This is a genomic window from Nonomuraea sp. B5E05 (assembly GCF_039880665.1).
Classification (GTDB): Bacteria; Actinomycetota; Actinomycetes; order Streptosporangiales; family Streptosporangiaceae; genus Nonomuraea.
This window is the reverse complement of record NZ_JBDPMJ010000017.1, coordinates 37,851-52,549: the sequence shown is the minus strand read 5'-3', so window position 1 is coordinate 52,549 and position 14,699 is coordinate 37,851. Positions and strand designations below refer to the sequence as shown.

Annotated in this window: 13 protein-coding genes and 1 pseudogene; 2 read left to right on the top strand and 12 right to left on the bottom strand. The window is 71.7% G+C overall.

Annotated features, from left to right (window positions below; genetic code table 11):
- The 8 genes from deoC to ABGB01_RS28460 all read right to left on the bottom strand — a co-directional run bounded on the left by deoC (position 1) and on the right by ABGB01_RS28460 (position 9,447).
- On the bottom strand, positions 1-924 hold the full coding sequence (deoC, locus tag ABGB01_RS28495) for a deoxyribose-phosphate aldolase (RefSeq protein ID WP_347776598.1): 924 nt from the start codon (positions 922-924) through the stop codon (positions 1-3).
- The gene (locus ABGB01_RS28490) at positions 917-1,924 is read right to left on the bottom strand and encodes an ABC transporter permease (RefSeq protein WP_347622637.1); all 1,008 of its coding nucleotides are present in this window, start codon (positions 1,922-1,924) and stop codon (positions 917-919) included. The genes deoC and ABGB01_RS28490 overlap by 8 nt, the downstream gene beginning before the upstream one ends.
- Positions 1,921-3,411, bottom strand: coding sequence for a sugar ABC transporter ATP-binding protein (locus ABGB01_RS28485; RefSeq protein ID WP_347776597.1), 1,491 nt, complete (start codon positions 3,409-3,411; stop codon positions 1,921-1,923). The genes ABGB01_RS28490 and ABGB01_RS28485 overlap by 4 nt, the downstream gene beginning before the upstream one ends.
- Positions 3,408-4,373: a sugar-binding domain-containing protein gene (locus tag ABGB01_RS28480; protein WP_347776596.1), complete on the bottom strand. Its 966-nt coding sequence runs from the start codon at positions 4,371-4,373 to the stop codon at positions 3,408-3,410. Before ABGB01_RS28480 ends, ABGB01_RS28485 begins: the two co-directional genes overlap by 4 nt.
- Positions 4,370-5,884, bottom strand: a complete 1,515-nt coding sequence (locus tag ABGB01_RS28475) for an FGGY-family carbohydrate kinase (protein WP_347776595.1) — start codon at positions 5,882-5,884, stop codon at positions 4,370-4,372. The genes ABGB01_RS28480 and ABGB01_RS28475 overlap by 4 nt, the downstream gene beginning before the upstream one ends.
- A 2-nt stretch (positions 5,885-5,886) precedes the next feature.
- Positions 5,887-6,933, bottom strand: a complete 1,047-nt coding sequence (locus ABGB01_RS28470) for a galactitol-1-phosphate 5-dehydrogenase (RefSeq protein ID WP_347776594.1) — start codon at positions 6,931-6,933, stop codon at positions 5,887-5,889.
- 29 nt (positions 6,934-6,962) lie between these two features.
- Positions 6,963-7,937 (bottom strand): substrate-binding domain-containing protein, encoded by a 975-nt coding sequence (locus tag ABGB01_RS28465; protein ID WP_347776593.1) that lies wholly within the window; start codon positions 7,935-7,937, stop codon positions 6,963-6,965.
- 367 nt (positions 7,938-8,304) lie between these two features.
- A complete protein-coding gene (locus tag ABGB01_RS28460; RefSeq protein WP_347776592.1) occupies positions 8,305-9,447 on the bottom strand; it encodes a transposase in 1,143 nt (380 codons plus the stop codon).
- A 73-nt stretch (positions 9,448-9,520) separates the two neighbouring features.
- Here ABGB01_RS28460 and ABGB01_RS28455 point away from each other — a divergent pair.
- A pseudogene (locus ABGB01_RS28455) lies at positions 9,521-9,651 on the top strand (transposase); the annotation flags it as partial.
- 99 nt (positions 9,652-9,750) lie between these two features.
- Here the strand turns inward: ABGB01_RS28455 and sigJ are convergent.
- From sigJ to ABGB01_RS28435, 4 genes are all read right to left on the bottom strand, one after another.
- Positions 9,751-10,707 carry an RNA polymerase sigma factor SigJ gene (gene sigJ / locus ABGB01_RS28450; RefSeq protein ID WP_347776591.1) on the bottom strand — a complete coding sequence of 319 codons (957 nt, stop codon included), beginning with the start codon at positions 10,705-10,707 and terminating at the stop codon, positions 9,751-9,753.
- Between the two features lie 6 nt (positions 10,708-10,713).
- On the bottom strand, positions 10,714-11,961 hold the full coding sequence (locus tag ABGB01_RS28445) for an FAD-dependent monooxygenase (protein ID WP_347776590.1): 1,248 nt from the start codon (positions 11,959-11,961) through the stop codon (positions 10,714-10,716).
- Positions 11,962-12,006: 45 nt separating this feature from the next.
- Positions 12,007-12,390 carry a DoxX family protein gene (locus ABGB01_RS28440; protein WP_347776589.1) on the bottom strand — a complete coding sequence of 128 codons (384 nt, stop codon included), beginning with the start codon at positions 12,388-12,390 and terminating at the stop codon, positions 12,007-12,009.
- Between the two features lie 360 nt (positions 12,391-12,750).
- A complete protein-coding gene (locus ABGB01_RS28435) occupies positions 12,751-13,980 on the bottom strand; it encodes a LuxR C-terminal-related transcriptional regulator (protein WP_347776588.1) in 1,230 nt (409 codons plus the stop codon).
- A 130-nt stretch (positions 13,981-14,110) separates the two neighbouring features.
- On the opposite strand from ABGB01_RS28435, the gene ABGB01_RS28430 reads away from it, so the two are divergent.
- Positions 14,111-14,692, top strand: a complete 582-nt coding sequence (locus tag ABGB01_RS28430; RefSeq protein ID WP_347776587.1) for a flavodoxin family protein — start codon at positions 14,111-14,113, stop codon at positions 14,690-14,692.
- Positions 14,693-14,699: the final 7 nt, after the last annotated feature.

Genomic DNA, 14,699 nt, shown 5'->3' with positions numbered 1-14,699 from the left:
TCAGTCGATCGTGTAGTAGTCGGGCCCTGCGTAATGCCCGGTGCCGAGCTTGGCGCGCTGCATGAGCAGGTCGTTCAGCAACGTCGAAGCGCCGAGCCGGAACCGCGCCGGGTCCAGCCAGCTCTCCCCGGCCACCTCCTTGACCAGCACCAGGTAGCGGATCGCATCCTTGGTGGTGCGGATGCCGCCGGCCGGCTTCACCCCGGCCTGCCGTCCCGCGGCGGCCCGATAGTCCCTGACCGCCTCCAGCATGACCAGGGTGACCGGCAGGGTGGCGGCGGGCGCGACCTTGCCGGTGGAGGTCTTGATGAAGTCGGCTCCGGCGTGCAGCGCGAGCCAGGACGCCCGCCGTACGTTGTCGTAGGTGACGAGCTCGCCGGTCTCGAGGATGACCTTCAGGTGCGCGTCACCGCAGCACTCCTTGACCGCCACGATCTCGTCGAAGACCTTGCGGTAGTCGCCGGCGAGGAACGCGCCCCTGTCGATGACCATGTCGATCTCGGTGGCTCCGGCGGCGACCGCCGTACGCGTGTCGGCCAGCTTCACCTCCAGCGACGTGCGCCCGGCGGGGAAGCCGGTGGCGACGGAGGCGAGCCCCACGCCGCTGCCCGCCAGGACGGGCGCGGCCACCGGGATCATGTCGGGGTAGACGCAGACGGCGGCGACCGCGGGCGCGGTGGGATCGGCGGGGTCGGGCCGCATGGCCTTGGCCGCCAGGGCGCGGACCTTGCCCGGCGTGTCCGCCCCTTCGAGCGTGGTCAGGTCGACCATGCGGATGGCCAGGTCGATCGCCTGGCGCTTGGCCGTGGTCTTGATCGACCGGGTGGCCAGGTCGGCGGCGCGGCGGCGCACGCCCACCTCGTCGACGCCGGGCAGCCCGTGCAGGTAGGCCCGCAACGAGCCGGATGGAAGGGTGTCAGGCACGGGCGCCACGCCTTTCGATCAGCATGTTGAGTACGAGGGCGACCAGCAGGATCAGGCCGGTCACCACCATCTGGAAGAAGGAGCCCAGGCCGAGCAGGTTGCACAGGTTGCGCAGCACCGACAGCAGCAGCACCGCCACGAAGGTGCCGAACACCCCGCCCCTGCCGCCGAACAGGTTGGTGCCGCCGAGCACGACGGCCGCGATGGCGTCCAGCTCCAGCCCGTTGAACGCGGTGGGCTGGCCGACGGTCAGCCGCGAGGTGAGCAGCACGCCCGCGAGCGCCGCCAGCGCGCCGGACACCGCGAACACGGTGGTGATCACGCCGCGCACCGGCAGCCCCGACAGCCGCGCGGCCTCCTTGTTGCTGCCGACGGCGTAGACGTACTCGCCGAAGGTGGTGCCGCGCAGCACCACGGCGGCGAGAATCGTGATCACCACGAAGATGATCCCGACGATCGGGACGTAGCCGACGAACCCGCCGCCGAGCAGCTGGAACGACTCCGCCCCCGCCGCCTCCGCGGGCTTGCCGTCGGTCAGCAGGTACGTGAGCCCGCGGATCGCGGTGAGCCCGGCCAGCGTGGTCATGAAGGCCGGCAACGCCAGGTACGCCGACAACCCGCCCATGATCGCGCCGAACACGGCGCCGGCCAGCACGCTGAGCAGGATCGCCGGGAGCACGGGCACGCCCGAGGTCATGAGGATGGCGACCGTCATCCCGCCGAAGGCGGCCACGCTGCCGACCGACAGGTCGATGCCCGCGGTCAGCACCACCATGGTCATGCCGATGGCGACGATCCCGGTGAGCGACGACTGCTGCAGCAGGTTGGCGATGTTGCGGCCGGTGAGGAACTGCGGGGCCAGCAGCGTCGCGACGACGCACAACGCGAGGAAGACCAGCAGCAGGTTGGACTTGACGATCAGGTCGGCGCCGCGCCGCGACCGGGCGCCGCCGGCCTGCTCGGCGGACGCGGCCACCGAGGATCCGATCGAGGTGGTCATGGTGTCGCTCCTGTGATGACGGCGTGCGCTATGGCGCTCTCCGGGCTGACCCTCGGGTCGAAACGGGCGATGTTGCGGCCCTCGTACAGGACCTGGATGCGGTCGGCGTTGGCGGTCAGCTCGTTGAGCTCGCTGCTGGCGAGCAGGACCGCCACGCCCTGGCCGGCGAGGTCGCGTACCTGGCGGTAGAGGTCGGCCTTGGCGCCGACGTCGAGCCCGCGGGTGGGCTCGTCCAGCAGCAGGACCCTGATCCCGCCCCTGGTGATCCACTTGGCCAGCACGACCTTCTGCTGGTTGCCGCCGGACAGCTGGCCGACGAGCTGGCCCTGCCCGGCGGTCTTGACGCCGAGCCCGGCCAGCGCGGGTGCGGCCAGGCGCCGTCCGAGCCGCCCTGGCAGCAGCCACGGTGGCCGGTCGAGTGCCGCGATCGCCGCGTTGCGGCCCACCGAGAGGCCGAGCATCAGGCCCTGTTCCTTGCGGCTCTCCGGCACCAGCGCGAGGCCGGCGCGCACCGCGGCGGCCGGGTTGCCCGCCTTGAGCGGGCGGCCGTCCAGCCGGGCGGTGACGTGCGCCTTGAGGTCGCCGAAGAGCGCCCGCAGCAGCGTGGTACGCCCCGCGCCGCCCAGCCCGGCCAGCCCGACGACCTCGCCGGGGCGCACCTCGATGTCGCGCACGTCGAGCAGCCCCGGCACGTGGACCCGGTCGACGACCAGCAGCGGCTCACCCTCGGGCGCGGGATGATCGGCGGGGCGCACGAGCTCCTTGGCCTCGCCGATCATCGCGGCCACGATCTCGTCCGGCGTGGTCGAGGCCAGGTCGTAGACGCCCGCCGTCCGGCCGTCGCGCAGCACGGTGGCGCGGTCGCCGATCTCCTTGACCTCGTCGAGCCGGTGCGAGATGAAGATGACCGAGCGTCCTTCCTCCGTGAGCGACCGGATGACGCCGAACACCGCCGCCAGCTCGCTCTCGCCGAGCGTGGCGGACGGCTCGTCCATGACGATCACCCGCGCGTCGGCGGTCAGCGCCTTGGCGATGGCGGTGAGCTGCTGGGCCGCGATGGGCAGGTCCCTGACGCGGGTGGTCACGGGGAAACGCGCGCCCACCCGGTCGAGCGCCTGGCGGGCCAGCCTCGCCCGCCGCGCCCCGCGGACGAACGGGCCGAGCCGGGGGGAGCGGCCCAGCAGCAGGTTCTGCGCCACGGTCAGGTCGGGCAGCAGGTCGAGCTCCTGGTAGATGACGGCGACGCCGGCGGCCAGCCCGGCGTGCGGGGTCGAAGGGCTGAACGGCTCGCCGTCCAGCAGGATCGTCCCCTCGTCCGGGCGGTAGGAGCCGGCCAGGATCTTCATCAGCGTGCTCTTGCCCGCGCCGTTCTCGCCCAGCAGGCAGTGCACCTCGCCGGCCCGTACGGTCAGTTCCACGCCGTCCAGGGCGACCGTGCCGGGAAACCGTTTGACGATCCCCGACATCCGCAGCCGCTCGTCCGTCATGCCCCCTCCTTCCACGTGTCCAGCAGGTACGTCGCGCTCTGGTCGTCGGTGATCAGCACGTCGCAGAGGCGGCTCGCCACGACGGCCCGGCACACCGCGTGCTTGGCCTCGCCGCTGACGAGCGCGACGGAGGCGGTGGACGCGCGCAGGACGTCCAGTGACAGGCCGAGGGTGCGCCCGTCCAGGCTGGGGTCCACGACGCGGCCGTCGCGGTCGATGAAGCGGCCCAGCACGTCGCCCACCGCGCCGGCCTCCGCGAGCCTGGACAGGTGGCCGGCGTCGATCTGGCCGGAGTCGACCAGCACGGAGTCGCTGCCCATGCCGCCGGGGCTGAACAGGAACAGGTCGGCCCGGGTGGCGAGGGCGAGCACGTCGGAGACGGCCCGGTCGCTCTCCAGCACAGCCCGGGTGCTCTGCTGCTCCAGGATCGCCGGGGCGGGCAGCAGCGTGGCGGTGCCGCCGCCGTGGTGGGCGATCAGGCTCGCCATGCTGTGCGCGCTGGTCGGCTGCCGCGACCGGCTGAGCGCGCCGTTGATCTGCACGACGTTGACGCCGGTGGCCCATCCGGGCTTGAGCCCGCCGGCCAGCCGGTCGAGCGTGCGCCCCCACGACACGCCGATCAGCCGGGGCGTGGGCCGCATCGCCATGAGGTGGTCGGCGCCGGCCGCGGCGACCCGGTCGCGCAGGTCCTCCGCGCCGCTGTTGCCGCCACCGGCCACCACGACCGCGTCGCGCAGCCCGCAGCGCTCCTTGAGCGACTGTTCCAGGGCGCGCACCCGGGACCTCGGGTGCAGCACCTCGATCCGGACGATCCCGGCCTGGCGTGCCTCGGCCAGCATCCTGCCCACCTTCCAGCGGGTGAGGTGCAGGGCGTGGGCGATCTGTTCCTGGGTCTCCCCGCCTTCGTAGTAGCGGATGGCGACCTCGTAGAGCTGGTCGTCGTAGCCGGCGGGGACGGTCATGGGGCCTGCCTCCGTTCCGGCGCGTTCAGGCGGTGCGCGAGCGGCGTGGTGGCCTCGGTGGCCGCCCGGTAGTCGGCGTAGCCCTGCCGGTAGGCGTCCCGGTGCTCGGGGACCGGCTCGATGGTGCGGGTGCGCGGCGCGTACTCCGCCGCCGCCTCGGCGAGCGAGGCGTGCCGGCCTGCGCCGACCGAGGCGATCACCGAGCAGGCGCGCAACGTGAGGTTGTCCCCCGCGACCAGGCTGACCGGCCGGCCGAGCACGTCGGCGGTCGTCTGGAGCCACAGCTCGTTGTGCCGGATGCCGCCGGACAGGAAGATCTCCTCCACGCCGATCCCGCCCTCGGTGAACGAGTCGATGACCTGCCGGGTGCCGTACGCGACGCCCTCCACGGCGGCCCGGTAGACCTGCTCGGGCGAGCTGGCCAGGGTCAGCCCGAGAACCGCCCCGCGCAGCAGCGGATCGCGCAGGGGCGTGCGGTTGCCCATGAAGTAGTCGAGGACGATCAGGCCGTGCTCGACCGGCGGCAGCGCCGACGCGGCCTCGATGAGCCCGCCGATCTCGGCTCGCGGCCGTCCCATGAGCCGCTCCCCCGCCCAGGCCAGCACCGAGCCCGCGCTCACCTGGCCGCCCTCGACGAGCCAGCGCCCGGTGCGCAGCGCGTCCGGGTACGGCCCCCACACGGTGGGCGGGAAGACCGGTTCGGCGATCTCCGTGACGAACGCGTTGGACGTGCCGCACACGATCGACACCCGGCCCTCGGGGGCGCCGCCGATCGCCAGCAGCGACAGGTGCGCGTCGATCCCGCCGGACGCGACGACGGCCGGGCCGGTGATGCCCAGCTCCTCGCGGGCCGCGGCGCTGACGGGCCCGATCGGGTCGCCGACGGGGACGATCTCGTCCGGCAGCTTTCCTGCCAGGTCGCCGACGCCGAGCTGCTCGTACAGGTCGTGCGGGAACCCGGCGCCGCGCGGGTCGTAGTTGCTCTTGCAGACCGCGTTCATCCGCGATCCCGCCCACCGCCCGGTGAGCCGCCACACCATATAGTCCACCGCCTCGGTGATGCGCGCGGCCCGGCGGTAGGTCCCGGGCTCGTGGCGGGCCAGCCACATGGCCTTGGGCACCAGCCATTCCACCGCGTCCGAGCCGCCCGAGTAGCGGAGCACCGGGTGGCCGCTCCGCGCGGTCCGCGCCGACTCCTCGCCGGCCCGGCCGTCCATCCAGAGCAGGGCGGGCCGCAGGGGGCGCCCGTTCCGGTCGAGGACGGCCACCGTGGAGGCCGTGGTGGCCACCGCGACCCCGGCGATCTGCGGGTTCCCCGCCTCGGCGAGCGCCGCGCGGGCGGCGCGGACGCTCGCCCGCCACCAGTGCTCCGGGTCCTGCTCGGCCCAGCCGGGCCTGGGGAAGCTGGTCGGGTAGGCGTCGTCGCCCGCCCCGGCCTGCGTGCCCTCCACGGTGTAGACCGCCGCGCGAGCGCCCTCCGTGCCGAGGTCTAGGGCGAGGAAAGCGCTCATCGTCACTCCTCGTTCGGCAGGAAGAGCACCTTGGAGCTGAAGATGGAACGTTCCCCGAGTCCGGCCATGGTCTCGGGCAGCGCCTCCAGCCCCAGCTCATGCGTGATCATGAACTTCCAGGCCAGCTCACCGGAGGCGAGCAACCTGGCCGCCTCCCGCCACTCCTCGCCGGGGAACGGCGCCGAGAAGGAGTTCCACGCGCCGTGCAGCGTGACCTCGCGGCGCAGGAAGGAGCTGAACGTGGCCTTCGGCAGCACCACGGGCTCATGCGGGATGCCGATGAACACCGCCTCGCCGTGCCGGGCCGTCAGCGCCACCGCCTGGTCGATGGTGGCGGGCACGCCCGCGGACTCGACGACCACGTCGTACCCCTCGCCGACCAGGTCGGCGGCGGCCTCGGAGCTGGTGGCGGTGTGCGTGGCGCCCGCCTCCGTCGCCATGGCGGCCTTCTGCTCGTTCAGCTCGATCACGAGCACCTCGGCGGCGCCGGCGATGCGCGCCCACTGTACGGCGAACAGCCCGATGGGTCCGGCGCCGACGACCGCGACCCGGTGGCCGCCGCGCATCTTCGTCCGCCACAGGGCGTGCAGGGCGATCGCCGCCGGGTCCAGCATGGCCGCCGCCCTCGGGTCGAGGTCGGCGGGCAACACCATGAGGTTCTCGTCGGGGACGGTGACGTACTGGGCGTACGCGCCGTCCCTGCGGCTGCCGAAGTAGCCGTAGTTCTGGCAGAGGCTGAAGTTCCCCTGGCTGCACGGCGCGCAGGCGTGGCACGGGATGAGCGGGGGCACGGTGACCAGGTCGCCCTCGCGCACGCGGCCCGTGGCGGCCAGGCGCTCGCCCATCCGGACCACGTGCCCCGAGAACTCGTGACCGCAGATGATCGGGAAGTGGTAGGCCCCCGCGGACAACATGCGCGGGATGTCCGATCCGCACACCCCGCAGGCCGCGACGCGAACGAGCGCCTCGCCGGGGCCGGGCTCGGGTACGGGCACCTGCTCCACCCGGATGTCCCCGGGCGCGTGGAGCACTGCGGCCTGCATGGTCATATCTCCGCCTTCCTGGTATTCGCCGGTGGTCACTGCTCGCGCGCCTGGGCGAACTCTCCGGACCCGGTGTACTGGGCCGCGTTGTCCGGGTCGATCAGCTCGGTGCCCGCGTCGATGGAGGGCTCGACCTTCTCGCCCTTGCCGACCTTGAGCACCGTCTCCACGGCCTTCGAGCCGAGCGAGATGGGGTCGTTGAGCGCCGTGGCGACGTACTGCCCGCCGCCGGCGATCTCCTTGACCGCCTCCATGAGCCCGTCCACGCCGGCGACGAGGACCTTGCTCTTGCCGCTCTCGTTGAGCACCTTCAGCGCGCCGAGCGCCATGTCGTCGTTGTGCGCGTAGACGGCGGACACGCCGGGGTTGACCTGGAGCAGGTCCTGCATGGCCGTGACGGCCTTGGCACGGACGTAGTCCGCGTACGGCCCCTCCACGATCTTGATCTTCGGATTGGCCTTGACGGCCTCGTGGAATCCGGCGCTGCGGTCGCGTGCCACGGCGCCGCCCGCGTCTCCCTTGATCTCGATGACGGTGCCGCCCTTGGCGCCGAGCTGCTCGCTGAGCCGCTTGCCGACGAGCTCGCCCATCGCCTTGTTGTCGCGCCCGACGTGGGCGACCGCGCCCTCGGCGACCGGCCGGTCCACGGTCACCACCGAGACTCCGGCCGCCTTGGCGGCGGCGAGGCCGGGCTGCACGCCCTGCGGGTCGACCGGGTTGATGAGCAGGACGTCGACCTGCCGCGTGATGAGGTCCTGGACGTCGTTGTTCTGCTTGGTGACGTCCCCGCCCGCGTCCGCGAAGTAGAGCGTGGCGCCGGCCTTCTTGGCGGCGGCTTCGGCTCCTTCGCGCAGCTGCACGTAGAACGGGGACTGCTGGGTCGCCTGGCTGAAGCCGATGACGAGCGGGCCGTCGCCGGCCTCCTGGCTCGCGCCGGCGGTGGACCCGCCGGGGGTGGTCGACACCGAGCAGGCGGCCAGGGCGGTGATGGAAAGGAGGAGGACAGGCATTTTGAACAGCCGGAATCCACGCATAGGGACCTCCGTATGTGACGTGGTAACGCACGCTAAGTCGCACGTTCACCTGGCGGCAACACATGAGCCGAAATTTGCTCATATGAGCACGCGCTACCCGTCACAGGACAAACTGCCTGCACAGAGGTCCCTCCAGCCACCGGGCGCTCCACATGTCCTGTCTGCCCGTGGACCCCGATCCCGGCAGCCGCCAGCAGATGATGTTGCCCGCCGCCGTGGTGGCGGTAGCGCTCCACATGCGGTGCTGGATGCGCTTACGCCATATGTCAGCTTCTCGGCCGTGAACGTGAACGACCGAGCTTGCAGCTCCTCGCCGTCGATGGCTTCGACGGTCCGGTCCGCGTCAGGCAGCGTGACTCACTGCCCAGCCCGTATCACCGCGTGCGGCGATGTTGCGGGCTGCGTTGACGTCGGCGTGCTCAGCGAAGCCGCACGACGTGCAGGAGAAGGTTTCCTGGCCGGGCCGGTTGTACTTGTCCACGTGCCCGCAGGCCGAGCACTGCTGGCTGGTGTAGGACGGGTCGACGTGGATGACGGCGACCCCGGCCCGGGCCGCCTTGTAGGAGATGAAGCTCCCGAGTCGGTGGAAGCTCCACGCATGCAGCGTGACCCGCTGGGGCTTGCGAAGCCGTACCCGCTCGCGGATGCCTTGGAGGTCTTCCAGGGCGATCCCTTGTCCGGTGCGTTCTGCCTCGGTCACGATCTGCTTGGCGATGACATGATTGGTGTCGGCGGCGAACCGCGCCTCGGCCCGGCGCCGCTTTTTCAGCAGCCGCTTGGCCGATTTGGTGCCCTTGGCCTGCAACCGGCGTCGCAGCTCGCGCCGCCGGTGGCGGACCGCGTTCAGTGCCTTGCCGCAATGCCGGGTACCGGTGCTGGTGGTGGCGATGTTGGCGATGCCCAGGTCCACGCCCAAGAACCCCTCCGGCGCGGCGGCCGGGACGTCAGGGACCTCGATGGTGGCGTGCAGGAACCACATCCCGTCCCGGCACACCAGATCCGACTCGCCACGGCGGTGGACGGCCAGCAGCGCCAGGTGCTGGTCCGAGCCGGTGAAGGCCACCCCTTTCAGCCGGCCGCCGATCGTCCAGATCGACACCGTCCGCGCCTCGTGCTGCCAGGACAGGCACCGGTCGTCATACGGCTGAGCCGCCAGCGGCCGGAAGGAGACCGGCTTGGCTACGGCCTTGAGACGGCGCCGGGATCCGGGCTTGCCCAGACTCCCGGCGGCCAGGTTGGCGTGCAGCGTGCGGTAGGCGTCGCACACCTTCTTGATCACATGCTGGGCGGCCTGGGCGGCCAGGGCGAACTCCGCCTTGATCTGATCGTAGGCGTGCCTGCGCAGGTCGAAGTTGCGGAAACAGCGGCGCTGGAACGCCAGTGCCGCGACCAGATTCGCCGCTCGGTTGACGGCGTCCAGGGTGGCTTCCAGCGCCGCCGCCTGCTGCGGCGTCGGCAGGAGCTTCACCTGCACCACCAGTTTCACAATCGAACACACTATCAAGGTCCACGTCGCAGCGCGGGGAACCCGAACCCGATATCCGCGCTGCGCAAGGAGTTTCCGGTCCACATCCGCCGGTATCGGTGGGGCAGCCAGCTCTGGTCCCCCTCGTATTTCGCCGCGTCCTGCGGCGGGCCAACCCTGCCGATCATCAAGGAGTACATCGGGAACCAGAGGCGGCCAGGCTGAGCCACCCGCACAGACCGGCTGTCAGAGCACCGCTCGGGCCTGGAGGCCCTCCCGCTGTCGTTTCCTCCCGGGCGTAAACGCCAGGGGTTCCACGCCAGATCACGCTGAATCCATTCCGATGTGGGCAAGCTTGTCGGGGTTGGCCACCGAGTGGATCGCGTGGACCATGCCGTCGGCGATGTCGAGCTCGATCACGCCGATCACGCGGCCTTCGGCATCGAACTTGACGGCGCCCGGCCGGCCGTTGACCCAGGCCGGCCGGAGAGAGACCCCCAAGATCCCGGCCCGGCGGAACACGCCGAGGAGCAGCCGCACGACGGGCAGCCGCCCGGCCAGCCGCTTTCCGAAGGCCTGCACCTTGCCGCCACTGTCCCCGTGCAGTACCACGTCGGGCGCGAGCATGCCGAGCAGGGCGTCCATGTCGCCGCCCGCGGCGGCCTCGAAGAAGCTGCGGGCGAGTTTCTCGCCTTCCGCCCGCCGCTCGCGGGGCGGCGCGCTGCCGCCCACCTGCCCTCCAGCGGCGATGCGCTGCCGGGCGCGGGCGAAGATCTGCCGGCAGTTCGCCTCGCTCTTGCCGATGGTCCTCGCCACCTCCGGGTAGCCGTACCCGAACACCTCGCGCAGCATGAACACCGCCCGCTCCACCGGCGAGAGGGCCTCCAGCAGCACCAAGAACGCCATCGACAGCGAGTCGGCCAGCTCGGCCTGCTCGGCCGGCCCCGGCCTGTCGGCGGGCACGACGACCGGCTCAGGCAGCCAGTCGCCCACGTAGGTCTCCCGCCGTACCCGCGCCGAACTCAGGTAGTTGATGCCCAGCCGCGTCACCGCCGTGGTCAGGTACGCCTTCGGATTGACGATCACAGTCCCCTCCTGGTGCGCCCGGCTCAGGCCGAGAAACGCGTCCTGCACGATGTCCTCGGCATCGCCCACGGACCCGGTCATCCCGTAAGCGATGGAAAACAGCAGCGGCCGGTAACCGACAACCTCTTTCTCATCCGTTGATCCCGGCATACGACCCTTCCCAACTCGCGTATCGAGGCTCCACGCGGAGCCCATCTGCCTTCACCCCGTGGGGCGGGACACAGCCGGGCCGGGGTGAGCGAAGTCCATGTCCTTCATCCGGGCCACCTTGCCCCTGGTCCGCCACCAAAGGAACAACGGGGAGGTCACCGGCGCCTTGCCCACCCGCAGCATTATCCTGCGCCGTGCGAGTTCGAAGCGGGTGGCCGGGACGAACAGGCTGCGCATCTGCATCCCGTTGCCCTGCAGGTAGCCGATGGAGGGACGCAGCTGCCGCTCCCATCGCGTCAGCGCCTCTGTCACGCTACCGCCGTGGCGGGCCAGCATGGTTCCCAGCAGGTCGGCCCCGGCCATCCCGGTCGAGGCGCCCATCCCCGCATACAGCGTCACGCACCAGGCCGCGTCACCGACGAGCACCACCCGGCCGCGATGCCAGCGGTCCATGTGCACCTGTTCGACCGAGTCGAACAGCACATCGTCGGCAGACTCCAGCGCGTCCAGCACCGCGCCCAAGGCCGGGCCTGCCGGCTCCGGGCCGAACACCTCGCGCACCCGCTCGGCCTTGGGCCTGGCGAACTCCGCATCCACATCGTCGGTGTGGTAGTTCAGCAACACGGTCGGCGGACGGTCCTTGAACGGGAAGATCCACATCGACCGCCGGGGTTCGGCCAGGATGACCGAGTCGCCCTGGTTGTGACCCGGAAGCGCGCCGGCCATCTGGAAGGCGACCGCCATGTAGTTCATCCGGTGCAGATAGTTCTCGTGCGGTCCGAACACCAGCTGCCGCACCGTGGAGCGCAGCCCGTCCGCGCCGACCACCAGATCGAAGCGCTCGGTGACCGAGGTCCCGCCGGCGGTGTCGGCCAGCGTGACGTCCACCCCGTCGGCGTCCTGGTCGATCCGGGTCGGCACGGTGGCGTACCGGATCTCGACATCGGACGGCAGCGCGGCGAAAGCGGCTGCTTCCAGCTCTCCGCGCGTCATCATCCACGGCCGGCCGGGAAAGTCCTTGAAACCCAGCCCGGGCCGACGCCTGCCGACCCGGTCGATGTCGTAGGCGGCGCCGTCCGCACCGCGATCGGTGAGCCTGTCCAGGATGCCCAGGCGCTGGGCGGCGGCCCGGCCCGCGCCGAACAGCGCGATGAAGTATCCGCCGGAACGCCGGCCGGCAGCCCGCTCGATGATGACCGGCCTCCAGCCGATCTGCCGCAGCCGCAGCGCCGCCGCGATCCCACTGATGCCCAGCCCGACCACCAGAGCCCGGCGGCCACTGTCGTTCGTCACGTCCATGAACGTCCTCCTCGCAGGGGGTGCGTGCCGACCCGGATGTCGGCGTCAGCCGATGAAGGACTCGGGACCGAAGCGGCCCCACGCCACGAAGGCGGCCAGGGCGAGATAGACCAGGTTCCCCGCGGCCGACATGACCTCACCACGGCGCAGGTGCGTGACCATCGCACCGACCATCAGCACCACCACACCGACCGCCGCCACCGGCACCAGAACCGGCGCGATGCCGGTCGCCGCGGGCAGGAGGAGTCCCACCGCCCCCAGGACCTCGATGGCCCCGAGGGCCTTCAGGAACCCGGCACTGAAGTCCGCGGTCCATCCCGCACCGCGCATGGCGGCCATCTTCTCCCGAGGCACGATCAGCTTGCCGACGCCACCGGTGAGGAGGACAACGGCCAGCAATCCGGCGCAAATCCACAGGGCGAGGTTCATGAGATTTTCTTCCATTGAGAGGTATTGGGGTATCCGGTCCTGAAACCGGAGCGGCGATCGGTGCACGGGCCGTACAACTGACGCCAGGCAGCACCCGGCCGCGCCTTGCTCGTTATCCGTGCTGGCCGGGCCGGTAGTCGCCGGCGGGCTGCCGGGTCACGACGTTGGAACGGTTGAGAGCGTTGATGAGTCACTGTCGCCCCTCTGAGACAGAGCAGCTCGGCAACCTGTGACGGCAGCCGGGTGTGACGTGCGTCTCTCCGTCTCAGGCGACGACCATCTGCCGGGGGCTTCGGCACGGGCGGGCACACGCGGGATCACCGCGCAAAGCAAGCGCCCCAGGTGACGAACGGTCGCGGGTCAGCCGGCGCGCCGGGGCCCTCGGGCCAGGGCGGCGGCCTCTCCCCGGGTGGTGACGCCGAGCTTGCCGAGGATGTTGGCCACGTGGAACTTGACGGTGTTCTCGCTGATGCCCAGCCGCTCGGCGATCGCGCGGTTGCGACGGCCCAGCGCCAGCTCGTCGAGGACGTCGTGCTCCCTCGGATTCAGCGCGTCCAGCGGGGCCGCGGGCGGCCCGGCGGCGGCGATCGGGACGGACGCGACGATCGTCGTGCCCCAGCCGGGGACCGGGTCGGCCTCCAGCACCCCGCCCAGCCCGGCCAGGCGGTCGCGGAGCCGGTGGACCGACAGCGCGTCGGCGGTGATCGTAGCCGGCCCGTCGTCACGCACGGTCACCCGCAACACGAGATCCGCCACCTGCCAGGACACCCTGATCCGGCTCACCCCGCCCTGCTGGAGCATGGCCAGCACCGCACCGAGCGCCACGGATCTGGCGGCGCGCGCCACCACGCCGGGCAGGGGACGGCCCGGCGGCTCGGGCGCCACCAGGTCGAGGGCGATGGCGTCGTACCGGGTGAGCAGCGACAACTTGTCGGTGAGGATGCCGAACGCCTCGCCCGCGCGCTCCTCTCCTGCCTCCCGCTCGCCGCCGTTGCGCGTCTCGATCAGCGCGGGTACGGCCAGCTCGATGGCGGTACGGCGGGCCGCGGCGTCGTCGAGCCTGCGCGAGCGCAGCACCCCGAGCAGCGCGGTGAGCGTGGCGGCGTGCGCGTCGGCCAGGTCGGTGTCGGGGACCGCCGTGAACGCGCCGACGCGTTCGGCGCCGGTGACCATGTCGGAGAGGTGCAGGACGGCGACCTCCACGAGCTGCTGGACGAGGCCGCGCACGGCGGGCGAGGGCTCGGCGTCGTCGCCGAGGACGATGGCGACCATGCCACTTCGCGACTCGGGCGGCTTGACCGCGACCGCCAGCACCTGGCGCGGCTCACCGCCCAACCGGAGCCGCCCGAGCCACGGCGTGCGCACGTCGACCCGGCCGAGCAGCGGCTCCATCTCATCGGCGGTCACCTCGTCGAGGCCGTGGGTCAGCAGCGGAGACATGAGCACGCAGTCGCCGGCGAGCAGGGCCAGCCCGTCATGCGGCAGCACGGTCGCCAGCACGCGTGACAACCGCGGCAGGATCTCGTCGAACGGCGCCCGCAGCACGTCCAGCACCGCGGACATGGCGCCCGACCACGACTCATCGGCCATGGCGTTCAGGCTAACCCGGCCGTCCGCGCGGTGCGCCCACCCGTCCGGGTGGCCGCGGACCACCCGAACGGCCGGTTCGCCCGGGGTGGCCACCGCGCCAGGCTGTCGGCACGAAGACTCTGAGGAGAACATGATGACTCTTGTGGCGGTGGCCTACCACAGCGGGTACGGGCACACGGCGCGGCTGGCCGAGGCGGTGCGCACCGGGGCGACGGCGGTGGCCGGCGTCAAGGCCGAGACGGTGCCGGTGAACGGCATCACGGAGGAGCAGTGGTCGATTCTCGACGCGGCCGACGCGATCGTCTTCGGCACGCCCACCTACATGGGCTCGGCCAGCCCCGACTTCCACACCTTCGCCCGCGACTCGGTCAGCCGCTGGCAGGACCAGGCGTGGGAGGGCAAGCTGGCGGCCGGGTTCACCAACTCCGGATCGAAGAGCGGCGACAAGCTGCACACGCTCGAATACCTGGCCCTGCTGGCCGCGCAGCACGGCATGCTCTGGGTCAGCCTCGGCCTGAAGTCCGGATGGAACGCCAGCACCGCCTCCGAGCACGACCTCAACCGGCTCGGTGTCTGGCTCGGCGCGGCCGCCCAGTCCAACATCGACGAAGGGCCCGACCTGATGCACGACTCCGACCTGCGCACCGCCCAGCACCTCGGCGCCCGGGTCGCCGGGTACGCCGCCCTCCTCACCACCGCGAAGGCGGCCTGAGCGGGCG

What these genes read in the sequence shown, in the direction of transcription:
- ABGB01_RS28490 (WP_347622637.1), bottom strand. Translation starts at nt 1,924, where the DNA reads ATGACCACCTCGATCGGATCCTCGGTGGCCGCGTCCGCCGAGCAGGCC.
- ABGB01_RS28430 (WP_347776587.1), top strand. Translation starts at nt 14,111, where the DNA reads ATGATGACTCTTGTGGCGGTGGCCTACCACAGCGGGTACGGGCACACG.
- ABGB01_RS28465 (WP_347776593.1), bottom strand. Translation starts at nt 7,937, where the DNA reads ATGCCTGTCCTCCTCCTTTCCATCACCGCCCTGGCCGCCTGCTCGGTG.
- ABGB01_RS28475 (WP_347776595.1), bottom strand. Translation starts at nt 5,884, where the DNA reads ATGAGCGCTTTCCTCGCCCTAGACCTCGGCACGGAGGGCGCTCGCGCG.
- ABGB01_RS28480 (WP_347776596.1), bottom strand. Translation starts at nt 4,373, where the DNA reads ATGACCGTCCCCGCCGGCTACGACGACCAGCTCTACGAGGTCGCCATC.
- sigJ (WP_347776591.1), bottom strand. Translation starts at nt 10,707, where the DNA reads ATGGGCTCCGCGTGGAGCCTCGATACGCGAGTTGGGAAGGGTCGTATG.
- ABGB01_RS28440 (WP_347776589.1), bottom strand. Translation starts at nt 12,390, where the DNA reads ATGAACCTCGCCCTGTGGATTTGCGCCGGATTGCTGGCCGTTGTCCTC.
- ABGB01_RS28435 (WP_347776588.1), bottom strand. Translation starts at nt 13,980, where the DNA reads ATGGCCGATGAGTCGTGGTCGGGCGCCATGTCCGCGGTGCTGGACGTG.
- ABGB01_RS28470 (WP_347776594.1), bottom strand. Translation starts at nt 6,933, where the DNA reads ATGACCATGCAGGCCGCAGTGCTCCACGCGCCCGGGGACATCCGGGTG.
- ABGB01_RS28445 (WP_347776590.1), bottom strand. Translation starts at nt 11,961, where the DNA reads ATGGACGTGACGAACGACAGTGGCCGCCGGGCTCTGGTGGTCGGGCTG.
- ABGB01_RS28485 (WP_347776597.1), bottom strand. Translation starts at nt 3,411, where the DNA reads ATGACGGACGAGCGGCTGCGGATGTCGGGGATCGTCAAACGGTTTCCC.